Origin of the sequence: Caballeronia catudaia (assembly GCF_001544755.2) — a bacterium.
In the GTDB taxonomy this organism is placed as follows: domain Bacteria; phylum Pseudomonadota; class Gammaproteobacteria; order Burkholderiales; family Burkholderiaceae; genus Caballeronia; species Caballeronia catudaia.
Map to the genome: position 1 here is coordinate 60515 of NZ_FCOF02000033.1, position 12654 is coordinate 73168.

The following is a 12654-nucleotide window of genomic DNA, read 5'->3' on the forward strand; positions in this document are numbered from 1 at the left end:
GTGTCCCTGAACAACGACGCAACTTTCTGGCGCAACGCCAGGCAGCACCTCATACGCTACGGCGGCACGTTCGAGCCGATGATCATCGAGCGCGCGCAGGGGAGCTTTGTCTACGACGCCGACGGCCGCGCGATTCTCGATTTCACGTCGGGACAAATGAGCGCGGTGCTCGGCCACAGCCATCCGGACATCGTCTCGGTGATAAGCGAATATGCCGGCAAGCTGGACCATCTCTTCAGCGGGATGCTGTCGCGTCCCGTGGTCGATCTCGCCACGCGTCTCGCCGATATCACGCCCGCCGGCCTCGATCGCGCGCTCCTGCTCAGCACCGGCGCGGAGTCGAACGAGGCCGCGATCCGCATGGCCAAGCTCGTCACCGGGCGTTACGAAGTGGTCGGCTTCGCGCAGTCGTGGCACGGCATGACGGGCCACGCTGCGTCCGCGACGTACAGCGCCGGGCGCAAGGGCGTGGGCCCGGCGGCGGTCGGATCGTTCGCGATTCCCGCGCCGTTCGCGTACCGCGCGCGCTTCGAGCGCAACGGGCAGTACGACTGGCTCGCGGAACTGGATTACGCGTTCGATCTCATCGATCGCCAGTCGAGCGGCAATCTCGCCGCGTTCATCGCGGAGCCGATTCTGAGTTCGGGCGGCATCATCGAACTGCCGGAAGGCTACATGGCGGCGCTGAAGCGCAAGTGCGAAGCGCGCGGCATGCTGCTGATTCTCGATGAAGCGCAGACCGGCATCGGGCGCACCGGCACGATGTTCGCGTGCCAGCGCGATAACGTCACGCCCGACATCCTCACGCTGTCGAAGACGCTCGGCGCGGGCTTGCCGCTCGCGGCGGTCGTCACGTCGGCGGAGATCGAAGAGAAAGCGCACGAGCTCGGCTATCTCTTCTATACGACGCACGTCTCCGATCCGCTGCCCGCCGCCGTGGGCTTGCGCGTGCTGGACGTAGTCGAGCGCGATGGCCTCGTCGCGCGCGCGAACGTGATGAGCGCGCGCCTGAGACGCGGCCTGCTCGATCTGATGGAGCGCTTCGACTGCATCGGCGATATACGCGGACGCGGCTTGCTGCTGGGCGTGGAAATCGTCAGGGATCGCCGCACGAAAGAGCCCGCCGATGGCCTGGGCGCCAAGATCACGCGCGAGTGCATGAATCTGGGCCTGAGCATGAACATCGTGCAATTGCCGGGCATGGGCGGCGTGTTCCGCATCGCGCCGCCGCTGACCGTGAGCGAGGAAGAGATCGACCTCGGACTCGACCTGCTCGGCAAGGCGATCGAGCGATCGCTGTAGGCGTCAGCGCAACTAGTAACGCAAGAAGGCGCCGCCGATCAAGCGGCGCCGCGAAAAATCAATGATGCGACCGCGCCTTCGCCGCCGCATTGATCCCGCCCGCGATGAATTCGCGCGCATGCGTGGCGAGATCCATGCCGTCGTCCCACAGGTTGCGCCAGATCGCCAGCGTGTTCGACAACTGCTCGTTCACGACCGTCGATGAAAAGCTCTCGAACGTGACGACGCCCTGATAACCGATCATCGCGAGCGCGTGAAAGAACTGCGAGAAGTCGATCGTGCCCGAGCCGAGATAACCGCGATTGCTTTCGCCGATATGCACATAACCTAGCCGCTTGCCGCATTCCAGCACCGGCTGCATGAAGTCCGATTCCTCGATGTTCATGTGATAGGTATCGAGATGCACGACGACATTCGGCGCATTCACTTCATCGATCAGCGCGAGCGCTTGCGAAGCCGTATTCAGCATATTGCTTTCATAGCGATTCACGACTTCGAGCCCCAGCGTCACGTTCTTCTTCTGCGCGAATTCGGCGATGCGCTTCAGGGAATCCACCGAATTTCGACGCCCTTGCTTCGAGACGGGCGCGGAGTACTTCGCCATCGCGCCATAGAGAATGCCGCCGAAATAATGGCCGCCCAGTTCGGAAGTAATCGTGATGCCCTCTTCCAGCAACGCGACGCCGCGCGCGACCGTCGCGCTGTCTTCGCTGGATACGTCCGCATCGAAAGTCAGGCCGCGCGAGCAGCCGATATCCAGGCCATGCTCTTGCAGCAAATCACGCGCCAGCGAAAGATCCATCACCTTCGGGCCGTGCAATGAAAGCTCGACCAGATCGAAACCGGCCGCTTTAGTCTGGCTGATGACCTTGCGCGTCGATTCCGGCGTCAGATCGCCCGCCCAGACCAGTGCGTGTACGCCAAGCTTGTTCATCGTGCGACTCCCTCCGATGCGGTCACGCGCCTGCGGACCAGCGTTTTCGAAATGCCGTTGGCCCACGCCCAACGGATGAGCATCACCGCCAGCAGGAACACGCCCCAGAGCGCGGTGGCGAGATGTTGATTCGCGCCGAGCAGATTCAGCCCCGACGCGATGACTTGAAGAATCACGAGCGCGATCACGACCGGCACGACACGCCCGAAGCCGCCGAACGGATCGACACGCCCGAGAAAGCACGCCAGCACGGAGATCAGCAGGAACGCCTCGCCGTGACCGACGCGCACCGAGTTGAACTGCGCCGCCATCACGACGCCCGCGACGCCGCACATCAGCCCGGACAGCATGTAGATGCGCGTGACGGCGCGCGTCGTCGCGATGCCCGAGTAGCGGGTCGCTTCGAGATTCGAGCCGATCATGCGCGTGGCGAAGCCGAGCCGCGAGCGCGTCATCACGACATGCCACAGCAGCGCGCAGCCGATGAAAATCCACAGCGGTATCGGCACGCCGATGAACACGCCGTTGCCCATTTCGCGCACGAAAGGCGGAAAGCCCGAGATATCGCCGCCATGCGTGAGGAATTCGCCGAGGCCGCGCAGGAAGATCATCATCGAAAGCGATACGAGAATCGGGCTCGCGCCGGTTCGCGCGATGACCGCGCCCATCACCCAGCCCGACGCCGCGCCCGTCGCCAATGCCGCGAGAATGCCGAGCAATACCGCGAGCGCGCCCGCATCCGCGCCGCCGTGCGTGTGCAGCACGTAAGCCATCGCCAGGCCGGAGATGTTGGCCGTGAACGTCACCGCGAGATTGAAGCCGCCCGAGATGAGCGGCATCAGCATCGCGAGCGTGAAGAAGCCGAGTTCGGGCAACTGGAACGCCACCGATACGAACGTGCTCGCCGTGAAGAAGCGATCCGACGCCACGCTCATGCCGACGATCACGACGACGAGAAAGCCCAGCAAACCAGCGACATCCGCGGGAACGAGCGAGCGGTCTTTCATGACGAGGCCTTGGGCAAGAAGCGCGAACCGACGAGCTTCGCGAAGCCGCCGCTCGACAACGTGATGGCGACGAGAATGATCGCGCCGATGATCATCTTGAACGCGTAAGGGGAGATGCCGAGCAGGTTCAGCCCGTTCGCGGTGATCGCCGTGAGCAGGATGCCGAGAATCGCGCCGAGGATCGTGCCGCGCCCGCCGCCGAGCCGCGCGCCGCCCAGAACGACCGCGGCGAGAACATCGAGTTCGCGGCCATAGAGCGCATTCGGCACGACTTCCTGCACGTAGTGCGCCTGCATCAAGCCCGCGATGCCGGCCATCATGCCGAGCCAGCCGAATGCGACGTAATGCATCGCGCCGATGTTCACGCCCACGCGGCGCGCCGCTTCGGGGTTGTCGCCCATCGCGTAGAGCTGGCGGCCCGTGGTCGTGCGGCGCAGCAGGAACCACGTCGCCGCGACCATCGCGATCATCACCGCCACTGGCAGCGCGAGATTCGCCGCGCCGCTGGCGGTATCGAAATGCACGATCGACACCCGCTCCACCCACCAGTCCGGCAAGTCGTAGACCGACACGCCGCCAGTCAAGAACATCAGTCCTCCGAAGAATACGTTGAACGTCGCTATGGTCACGACGATCGAGACGATGCGAAAGCGATAGATGATCGTCCCGTTGACCGCGCCGAGCAGAAACCCGAAGCACGCCGCAACGATGAAGCCGAGCGCCCAGTTGCCGCCGCCGAGCCGGATGACGGTGAGCGCCGTCAAGTACTGCACCACCGATGCGCCCACCGCGAACGATATGTCGATGCCGCCCGCGATCAGCACCACGAGCAGGCCCACCGCAAAGATGATGTTGACGGAGCTTTGATTGATCAGATCGAAGAGATTGGACAACGTGAGAAACGTCGATGTCGACACGCTCAGGCCGACCATCATCACGACGATGACGAGCATCAGCAGCGCTTCGATCGAACCGATTCCGAATCTGCGCAGATCAGGCATGGACGTCTCGCTCGATATGTTCCATCGTCGTCGCGCCCGGCACGTATTCCCCGACGATGCGGCCGTTGCGCATATGCACGATGCGGTCGGCGTTGAAGTAGACCTCGGGGATTTCGTCGGAGATCAGGAGAATCGCCATGCCTTGCGCCGCGAGCTTGTGGATGATCGCGAAGATGCCGGCGCGCGCGCCCACGTCGACGCCGACGGTCGGTGAATCGAGGATCAGCAGCTTCGGATTCGTCGCGAGCCATTTGGCCAGCACGATGCGTTGCTGGTTGCCGCCCGAAAGCGTCGATACGGCATCGTCCGGCTTGCCGATCTTCACGGCGAGCTGCGCGATCCAGTCGCGTATCAGCTCGTTGCGTTTCTTCGATGAAACGAGGTGCATCGCGTCGAGAAGACGGTCGAGTACGGCGGCGACCGTGTTGTCGCCGATCGACTGCGGCTGCACGAGCCCGAGCGAAAGCCGGTCTTCCGACACATACGCGATGCCCTTGCGGATTGCATCGCGATTGGAGCGCAGCGCAATCTCACGGCCTTCGATGCGTATCGATCCCGCGCGTGGCCGCGTCATGCCGAAGAGCGACAACGCGAGTTCCGTGCGTCCCGCGCCGAGACGTCCGGTCACGCCGAGGATTTCACCCCTTCTTATGCTCAACGAAATATCGGCGTATTCGCGCCCGCGCGACAAGCCCTTCACTTCGAGCACGACCGGCGCTTTCGAAAGATCCGTCTTGCGCACGTCGTAATCGAACGTGCGGCCCGTCATCAATTCGGTGAGACGCGTCTGCGTCATGCCTTCGGTCGGAAACGTGCCGACGTATTGCCCGTCGCGCAGCACGGTCACGCGCGTGCAGACTTCGAGCACTTCGGCGAGCCGGTGACTCACGAACACGACCGCGATGCCGTCCGCCGACAAGCGGCGCACGATCTCCAGCAACGCTTCGGTTTCAGCGTGGCTCAGCGACGCCGTCGGCTCGTCCATGAACACGAGGCGCGCATCGCGCACGAGCGCGCGCGCGATGGCGACGATCTGCCGCTGCGCGATCGACAGCGAGCGCACCGAACGATTCAGATCGATGACGACGCCGAGCCGCGCGAGAATCCGCCGCGCCGCGTCCTTCATCTTCCCGTAGTCGACGAAGCGCGGACGCGCGCCGAGGTTCTGCTCGAACGCGATGTTTTCCGCGACCGTCATCTCGGGAAAGAGCGCGAGATCCTGCCAGATCACCTGGATGCCGAGCTCGCGCGCGCGCGCCGGATCGAGGCCTTCGATCGACTCGCCGTCCATCAGCATCACCGCGCCCGGCTCCGGCTGATACACGCCGTTGATGATCTTGATGATCGTGCTCTTGCCGCAGCCGTTCTCGCCCGCGAGGCACAGCACTTCGCCGGGCATCACGTCGAACTTCACGGCCTTCAGCGCCTTGACGCCGCCGAAGACCTTCGAGACGTTGTCGAGCTGAAGCAGCGGCGTGCTTTGCGCGGCGGGCGTTTCCACAGCGATGGACGCTTCGTGGCTCATGGAACGAAAGCGCTCAAAGGCCCGATTTCGCGAGCTCGTCGACGGTCTTCTCGTTGAGATCGACCAGTTGATCGACGATCAGGTTATGCCCGTCCGGATGCACGACGCCGAGACCCGGAATGTTCGTGCCGTCCTTGATCGGCTGCCCCTTCGCGACCATCGTGCCGAGCGTCACGAAGACTTCGCCCGCCTGCGCCGGGTTCCACATATAGCCGCCGGTCAGGAAGCCCTCGTGAACGAGACGCCTTCCTTGTCCCGGCGAGAACGGGCCGAGCACCACCACCTTGCCCTTCATCTGCTTTTCCTGCACGGCACGCGCCGCGCCGATCGGCCCCTGGCTGCCGAACGCGAGAATCGCTCTCAGGTTCGGATGCGCGCGCATCAGATCGAGCGCGGTCTTGCGCGACGCATCGACGTCTTCCGCGACGCCATAACGGTCGCCGACGAGGGTCATGCCCGGATAGTTCGCCTTGATGTACGCGATAGCCGCATCGGCCCATGCGTTATGCAGCGGCACCGTGAGCGAGCCGACGAACACCGCGTATTCGCCCTTGCCGCCGAGCGCTTCGCCGAGCCGCTTCGCATACGCCTCGCCGAAGCCCTTCACCGACGCGAGCTCGAAATCCCAGTCGGCGTTCTTCTGCTTCGGCGACTCGTGCGTGATGACCTTGATGCCCGCCGCGCGGGCGCGCTGCAACACCGGTTCGAGCACTTCGGCATCGTTCGGCACGACGCCGATCACATCGACCTTCTGCGCGATGAGATCCTCGATCGCGCGGACCTGCAGCGCGGGATCGGCGCTCGTCGGCCCGACCATGAACGCCTTCACGCCGAGTTGCTCGCCGCGCTTCTTGATGCCGGCGTCCATCGCGTTGAACCACGGAATGCCGCCGATCTTCACGACGACGCCGATGACGGGCTTGTCCGGCGACGCCGAGGCCACGCCGGCCATGCCGATCGCGCCGATGGCCAATGCAAGCGCCGCCATGCCCGCGCACAGCGAGCGAATCATTTTCTTGGACATGTCTCCTCCGGAGGACGTCAGCGCAACCCGAGCCGACGCCCAGTTGAGTGATTGAATTCCAGATGCGCCCGTGTTCTGCTGACACGTTGCTGAATCCATTCAGCAACCGGGTTGGGCTATGCTGAAACTATTCAGCATGAGGGTCGACCCGGACAAACCCTAGCCCGATTCGCGCTTTGGGAAGGGCTACCGTCTCGGGAAAACGAACGCAGCGTGGAGCAGTCTCGATGGCCGGCAACACTTCAGGAAGGAAGTCGACGATCTACGACATCGCCAAGGCGACGGGATCGTCGACGTCCACGGTGAGCATGGTGCTGAACGGCACCTGGCGGCGCTACCGGATCAAGGAGGAAACGGCCAACCGCGTGCTCGAAAGCGCGCGCAAGCTCGGCTACCACGTCAACATGAAGGCGCGCGGGCTGCGGCTGTCGCGCTCGGGGCTCGCGGGCATGGTGCTGCCGCACTACCGCAACCGCTTTTTTGCGGGGCTCGCCCAGACGTTCGAGGATCAGGCGCGCAGCCGCGGCCTGTGCCCGATCGTCGTCGGCACGCAGCGCGATCCGGCGGTGGAAGCGAGCGTCACGCAGACGCTGCTGTCGCAACGCGTCGAGCTGCTGTTCATCGCCGGCGTGCGCAATCCGGCGCCGCTCAACGCGCTGTGCGCCGCGGCGGGCGTGCCGTCGATCAACGTCGATCTGCCCGGCGACGGCGCGCCATCGGTCGTGTCGGACAATCGCGGCGGCGCGCGCGCGATCACCGACGTGCTCATCGACAAGCTGATCGCGCGCCGCGAATCGCCGGACGAGCTGATCCTGCTCGGCGGAATACCTGGGGAATACGCGACGGCCATGCGTATCGCGGGCTTTCGCGATGCGTTCGAAGCGCGCGGCATCGCGTTGAAAGCCGATGCCGTCGATAGCTGCGGCTACAACGCCGCGTCCGCGCGAAACGCGCTCGCGCTTCGACACGAGAAGTTGGGCCGGCTGCCGTCCGGCCTGTTGATGAACTCGATCACCGCGTTCGAAGGCTTCGTGCAGTTCACGTCGACGTTATCGCCCGAAGCGTGGCGATCGGCGGTCGTCGGCTGCTTCGACTGGGACCCGTTCGCGGCCCACTTGTCCTTCGACGTGACGATGCTGCGCCAGGACGTGCAGACGATCATCTCGGAAGCGTTCGCACTCGCCGATCACTACGATCCCGCCGATCGCTCCGTCGTGCTCGTGCCGACCGGCTTCGGCAAGATGTTCGAAGAAGCGGAGCAGACGAAGGAGTTCGATCGGTGATGTTGCGCCGACAGACAGACGCTTGATTCAAGAAAGCTGCGGATACTCCGCCGAAGTCGCAGAATCAAAGCCACGCCGAAAATACAGCAACACGCGATGGACGGCGCGCCGATGAGAAGGGCCCAAAACTCAAGGCTTTGCGTAGGTTTTTCGTGCGGCCACAGCAGTAGGACGACACCGGCCAAGCCTAATGCAATGGCGAATAGCGTTGGCAACCATTTGGAAGCAAGACTGATTTAGGTTGCTCGATTTCGAGAAATGTGGGTATGGACCACGACATGGGAGCAATGCACAACAGCTAGCAGTAGAAGACGGGTCGAAAGGGATGCGATGAAATCTCACACATTTCTTGATCTACGCTTTTATTGCACGGGTCGACGCTTGACGGACGCAGCGATGTCTTTCGCCATTCGCTTAAGCTCTTCGGGCGAAATCGGCGGGTTTCCTTTGGCATACTTCGCTGTACGCTGAACCAACAACATTAGATCAGGAGTATCGAGTGGAGCATTGGGATCGCCTTGTACAGTGGCCAAGTAGCCGTAGTCAGTCGTGCCGTCATTGCGGGTGATCGTGCCGAAGCTCGACACGCCGTTTCGTCCATCCAAATCAACGGTGTGGAAGGGCACGGGCTCGTGGTCAAGCTCCACTTGTACTCCCAATCCGGAATACTTCCAGGCGAACTCGTTTTTCTGGCGCGACGTAAGATTAGCTTTTGCGCGGCTGGCATCGTCCAGAATGAAGATGGTCACATCTGGATGGCGTTCCAACCGGAATGTCACGCCTATCTTCCGAGCATCAATCCTCTCTTTGCGAATGAACAAGTACGGCAAACAGTCGCCTGCTTCGCGAGGAACCGATCCAATCTCACGAAACTTCAATCCCGACAACGTGGACATCAATTGCGCATTCACGTTCTTAGCGGCATCCTCTCCGGTAGCTGTAGAAAAATCCGCAGTATGGAAGCTAACGAAGAAATCCCCTTTGTACAAATAGAACTCTCCGGAACGACTACCTAAAAATGCAACAGTGTCCATGCGACCGGTGCGAACGTTCGACAAGCGAACATAGTCATCGTATTCTCTCAGGCCGGCTCTAACGTCACTCATAATCCTTTCATAGTCCGACTTCGATAGTCCTCGCGTTATCTGAAAGTCTCCATTGGCAATGAAGGATGACAGCGGCGCTATCTCTCCGTCAGGAAATTCTGTCGTATGTTCCACATACTTCTCCCTGATTTTAAGTCGCGTAGTCGCAACCTCAAAATCATCCGGTAATGTCAGTTCATAGCGCCCAACACATTCTCGATGTTCGCTTGCCGTTGTGGGCGTGATTTGAGAATACGTTAGCCACGTGCCCAAAATAACGCCGGTCAAACGCCTGACAATAGACGCGATGTTCATCAGACAGCTCCTTGTCGATTCTCGACCACGGAGAGCGCTGCCTGTTCTTTCAAAGAACTTGCGTTCTGCGGAACGGCTTCTACAACCAAAGAAGTGGCATACAACAAGTTGTTGTTCTCATTCTTAGTCCAGTAGATTGCCAGAGAAACAATGAACCCTTTTATTTGCGTCAGTTTTGTCGCAGCGCTGGACGAAGTCTGTTGCTGGAGCCAGAAAGATTCGTTGAATGGCATCATTATATCTTCGGGCTTCCCGTTGGGATTCCACATCGGCCATATTGACGCAAAGTCCGAACGCAGCGGCGCTTCCTTATGGGGCCTGTCTCGGGGAATAAAAGGGAATGCCGCCTCATACACTGCCGTATTCGCGTCCGCGATTTGTTGAATCGCCTTCCAGCTCGCCGGATTAGCCGGCTGCTCCACTGCCATCTTCAACGATGCGGCCGGTCTAACATTGCCCGTAATCCCAAAGATCTTGCTCCACAGCGCCTTGCGCAACGTCCTCGCAAAGTTGCGCGTGATCTTCGGCTTTCCGCTGCCGTCGATGTCATGCTGCTCAGTCTCAGTATCCGCTATCAACACGGCGATCTCGGAGTCGCGCGAACCCAGCATGCTGCGATCGTTGATGTTGGCGCTGCCCACAATCGCGAATCGGTCATCGACGATCATCGTCTTGTTATGCACGTAGATCTGCTCGGTGACGTATCGATCGCCGAGCTTCTCCCAGTTGCGCAGATTGAGCAGCGTCACATATTCTCGACACCGCTCCAGATCGATATCCTCGTAACGGCGATCCTCGACCTCGCTCAATACCTCCTTCCAGTCTTTCGCCTTGGCGTCGAACAATTCCTTGGCCTTGATAAAGCGCCGCACCCGATTGAGCAGGCTAAACGAGCCGAACACCAACGACTGCATAGTCCAATGGACCTGCGTCATCACAGAGCCATCATTCAACGCGCCCTCAGGATGCACCGGCAGCGTGATGATGACGTGGAAGTGTTCCTTCACTCCGGACATGATCGTGCGACCGATGCGATTGCCCAGTTCCTCACAGATGAAGTTCTTCGGCGCCTCGAACTCATGAGTGGCCATCTTTCTTGTGGCCCACTGCGCCCCTCACTGTCCTACTACCAGCGCAGCAGGCCCCGACAGCGGCTGGGATGTCTTCACATCGGCGGCCTGGGCATCGCTGTTGGTATGCTCGGACACGAAGCCAGAAACGAAGAACTGGTTTTCGATGTAGATGAAGGAGGTCGCCTGACGGATCAGATTACGCATGCCCAGTGCGATCTCGCACTGCTTCCCGCTCGGAGGTGGCAACTTCCCGGTGTCTTCCCGACTCAGACCACCATGTTCGGACCTGCGCATGTTAGCCGGCGCGCTGCGCAGCACTTGTACGCCGCATTGCCCGCTCTGATATTCAGGCTCATGCTTCGGAAAGGCAAGCGTGACCCGTTTAGCGCCGCCTTCGCTATTCCAGCGCAAGACGAAGTTGCACGCCACATCATACGCTGACGGTCCTTCGATCCGCACGTTCACATCCTGCCAAGGCATGCGCGGTTGGATCGCGGGATCCAGCGTGGCGTAGTTTGGCCCTGGGGAACTCACGGAAGACCAGCCTGGCGTTTCGCTCTGATAGTCCGTTTGCAACGCGCCAGATTCAACCCGCTTAAGCATGGCAGCATCGAACTTGAAAGGATTGACTACGCGCTCTGGCGACATCGTGCCCAGATGAGGAATACAACCGTTGTACCGGTTCATGCCGTCGCGTCCCTTGGCGTCGGCCTTGAGATCGTATGTCGCGTCATCGAAACGGCCGTAGCACAAGTCCATGCCGCCGACAAACGCAATGGTCTCGTCAATCACGACAAACTTCTGGTGATGACTGAAAAAGCTTGCGTCGTCATCAGCGAGCGAACCCGCAAGGTTGACCCACACGCACTGCCTGCCCGCAAGCGTGTTGATGGCTTCCAACACCGTTTTAGTTGAGGCATCGTAGGTTTGTACCGGCGCTGCGTGGGCCCACGGCATCACGTAGACCTTGAGTTGCGAATTGGCTTTGACCGCAGATAGCAAAACATCAAAGAGCCGTGCGGAGACACCCTTACCAACGGGCTTCATCTGCGCGTCCCAATTGATCATCCAGTCCACGATGTAGATCGTGCTTTGTGCGGCAACAAGGGCGTCGCAGAGGTTCGCAAAGTAATCCTCCCCGGACGTAAAGGGAACTACCTTGTTTCCGTATCGGGGGAAAGCAAACTGCTGCTGCCCATTCAAGACCCACACGTTCTCCGTGGCGAAAGCTTTATAGGCTTTGCCCGCGCTGTCGACCAGTTGTCGGATCGTTGGCACTTCATAGTCAAACAGATTACCTTCCGGTATTGCTTGTGCAATGACGTCGTTCATGGTCATGCGCCTCCTCTGAGCTTGCTAAGCAGCGCTTGGACATTGTTCGTTTGCAGCTCTTGACGCGCCAATGGATACCCTGCCCCCTCAATATCGGACTGCTGTGCGACGAACATCTGATCGCTGTACCCCAACGCATCCAGCGCCGAATAGAGCTTCGACCCATCGGGCATATCGTCGACACTGGTGTTCAGCATGAGGGCGCGCGCTTGACCACCGTATGCAAGCCAAACTTGGCCGGGGCCGCTGTTATAAGCCTCGTGCAGTTTGCCCTGATCTGCATCCGAGAGAATTAACTGCCCCGTCTCACTACTTGTACCGCTCAAGAGCGTCTCCGACGACATCAAGGCTTCCTCCGCGCTTGTGGCCTGCACCATACGCCACGCGGTATTGATCTGTGCATGACCATTCGGTCCAGGCATGTCGGTCAGCAGCATGTTGAATTTCACCGGTCCTTGTTGAGGTTGAGGCGGTAGTGGGCCGAGCTTCGGATAAATGGAAGCCGCGCCTTGCTTCTGTATTGTGATGGTCTTGAAGAACAGATCCCCCGGTCCACCCAAGGTAATGTTCCCATCCTTCAGTTGCACGAACGCACCGCCGCATTCAAGAACGAGTTCCTTCGCAGCGGCGACAGTCACCTTCCCATTCACGCTCGCGATCGTGACATCCTTGTCCGCCACAAGCGACATCGCATCGCTCTGCGCCTGAATCTCGACCGGCCCCTTGGCCGCGAAGAGCTTCAATCCAAGCCGCTGCGCGAATATGGACACCAG

General features: G+C 60.7%; 11 protein-coding genes. 2 read left to right on the forward strand and 9 right to left on the reverse strand.

Features of this window, described 5'->3' with window-relative positions; all coding sequences use genetic code 11:
* Nucleotides 1–1302, forward strand: coding sequence for an aspartate aminotransferase family protein (locus AWB75_RS26750; RefSeq protein WP_061127043.1), 1302 nt, complete (start codon nt 1–3; stop codon nt 1300–1302).
* Nucleotides 1303–1360: 58 nt separating this feature from the next.
* Here the strand turns inward: AWB75_RS26750 and AWB75_RS26755 are convergent, their stop codons facing one another.
* Genes AWB75_RS26755 through AWB75_RS26775 form a run of 5 tightly spaced genes read right to left on the reverse strand, consistent with a single transcriptional unit; the run spans nt 1361 to nt 6793 of the window.
* The gene (locus AWB75_RS26755; protein WP_061127044.1) at nt 1361–2236 is read right to left on the reverse strand and encodes a sugar phosphate isomerase/epimerase family protein; all 876 of its coding nucleotides are present in this window, start codon (nt 2234–2236) and stop codon (nt 1361–1363) included.
* A complete protein-coding gene (locus AWB75_RS26760) occupies nt 2233–3243 on the reverse strand; it encodes an ABC transporter permease (protein ID WP_061127045.1) in 1011 nt (336 codons plus the stop codon). Before AWB75_RS26760 ends, AWB75_RS26755 begins: the two co-directional genes overlap by 4 nt.
* Entirely contained in the window at nt 3240–4244 is a 1005-nt protein-coding gene (locus AWB75_RS26765) for an ABC transporter permease (RefSeq protein WP_087086868.1), read from the reverse strand. The genes AWB75_RS26760 and AWB75_RS26765 overlap by 4 nt, the downstream gene beginning before the upstream one ends.
* Nucleotides 4237–5769: a sugar ABC transporter ATP-binding protein gene (locus AWB75_RS26770; protein WP_061127046.1), complete on the reverse strand. Its 1533-nt coding sequence runs from the start codon at nt 5767–5769 to the stop codon at nt 4237–4239. Before AWB75_RS26770 ends, AWB75_RS26765 begins: the two co-directional genes overlap by 8 nt.
* 13 nt (nt 5770–5782) lie before the next feature.
* Nucleotides 5783–6793: a substrate-binding domain-containing protein gene (locus tag AWB75_RS26775; protein WP_087086869.1), complete on the reverse strand. Its 1011-nt coding sequence runs from the start codon at nt 6791–6793 to the stop codon at nt 5783–5785.
* A gap of 227 nt (nt 6794–7020) precedes the next feature.
* On the opposite strand from AWB75_RS26775, the gene AWB75_RS26780 reads away from it, so the two are divergent.
* The gene (locus AWB75_RS26780; RefSeq protein WP_061127047.1) at nt 7021–8076 is read left to right on the forward strand and encodes a substrate-binding domain-containing protein; all 1056 of its coding nucleotides are present in this window, start codon (nt 7021–7023) and stop codon (nt 8074–8076) included.
* 362 nt (nt 8077–8438) lie between these two features.
* Here the strand turns inward: AWB75_RS26780 and AWB75_RS26785 are convergent, their stop codons facing one another.
* The 4 genes from AWB75_RS26785 to AWB75_RS26800 form a co-directional block, all read right to left on the reverse strand.
* A complete protein-coding gene (locus AWB75_RS26785; protein WP_061127048.1) occupies nt 8439–9476 on the reverse strand; it encodes a hypothetical protein in 1038 nt (345 codons plus the stop codon).
* Complete coding sequence (locus tag AWB75_RS26790) at nt 9476–10567, reverse strand: phospholipase D-like domain-containing protein (protein WP_061127049.1); 1092 nt, start codon at nt 10565–10567, stop codon at nt 9476–9478. The genes AWB75_RS26785 and AWB75_RS26790 overlap by 1 nt, the downstream gene beginning before the upstream one ends.
* Before the next feature lie 24 nt (nt 10568–10591).
* Nucleotides 10592–11881 carry a hypothetical protein gene (locus AWB75_RS26795; RefSeq protein ID WP_159462809.1) on the reverse strand — a complete coding sequence of 430 codons (1290 nt, stop codon included), beginning with the start codon at nt 11879–11881 and terminating at the stop codon, nt 10592–10594.
* 2 nt (nt 11882–11883) lie between these two features.
* The coding region (locus AWB75_RS26800; RefSeq protein WP_143746509.1) for a DUF2345 domain-containing protein at nt 11884–12654 on the reverse strand (771 nt) is incomplete at its 5' end.

Coding starts and splice junctions, on each gene's coding strand:
- AWB75_RS26755 (WP_061127044.1), bottom strand. CDS start 2,236: ATGAACAAGCTTGGCGTACACGCACTGGTCTGGGCGGGCGATCTGACG.
- AWB75_RS26760 (WP_061127045.1), bottom strand. CDS start 3,243: ATGAAAGACCGCTCGCTCGTTCCCGCGGATGTCGCTGGTTTGCTGGGC.
- AWB75_RS26765 (WP_087086868.1), bottom strand. CDS start 4,244: ATGCCTGATCTGCGCAGATTCGGAATCGGTTCGATCGAAGCGCTGCTG.
- AWB75_RS26770 (WP_061127046.1), bottom strand. CDS start 5,769: ATGAGCCACGAAGCGTCCATCGCTGTGGAAACGCCCGCCGCGCAAAGC.
- AWB75_RS26775 (WP_087086869.1), bottom strand. CDS start 6,793: ATGTCCAAGAAAATGATTCGCTCGCTGTGCGCGGGCATGGCGGCGCTT.
- AWB75_RS26780 (WP_061127047.1), top strand. CDS start 7,021: ATGGCCGGCAACACTTCAGGAAGGAAGTCGACGATCTACGACATCGCC.
- AWB75_RS26785 (WP_061127048.1), bottom strand. CDS start 9,476: ATGAACATCGCGTCTATTGTCAGGCGTTTGACCGGCGTTATTTTGGGC.
- AWB75_RS26790 (WP_061127049.1), bottom strand. CDS start 10,567: ATGGCCACTCATGAGTTCGAGGCGCCGAAGAACTTCATCTGTGAGGAA.
- AWB75_RS26795 (WP_159462809.1), bottom strand. CDS start 11,881: ATGAACGACGTCATTGCACAAGCAATACCGGAAGGTAATCTGTTTGAC.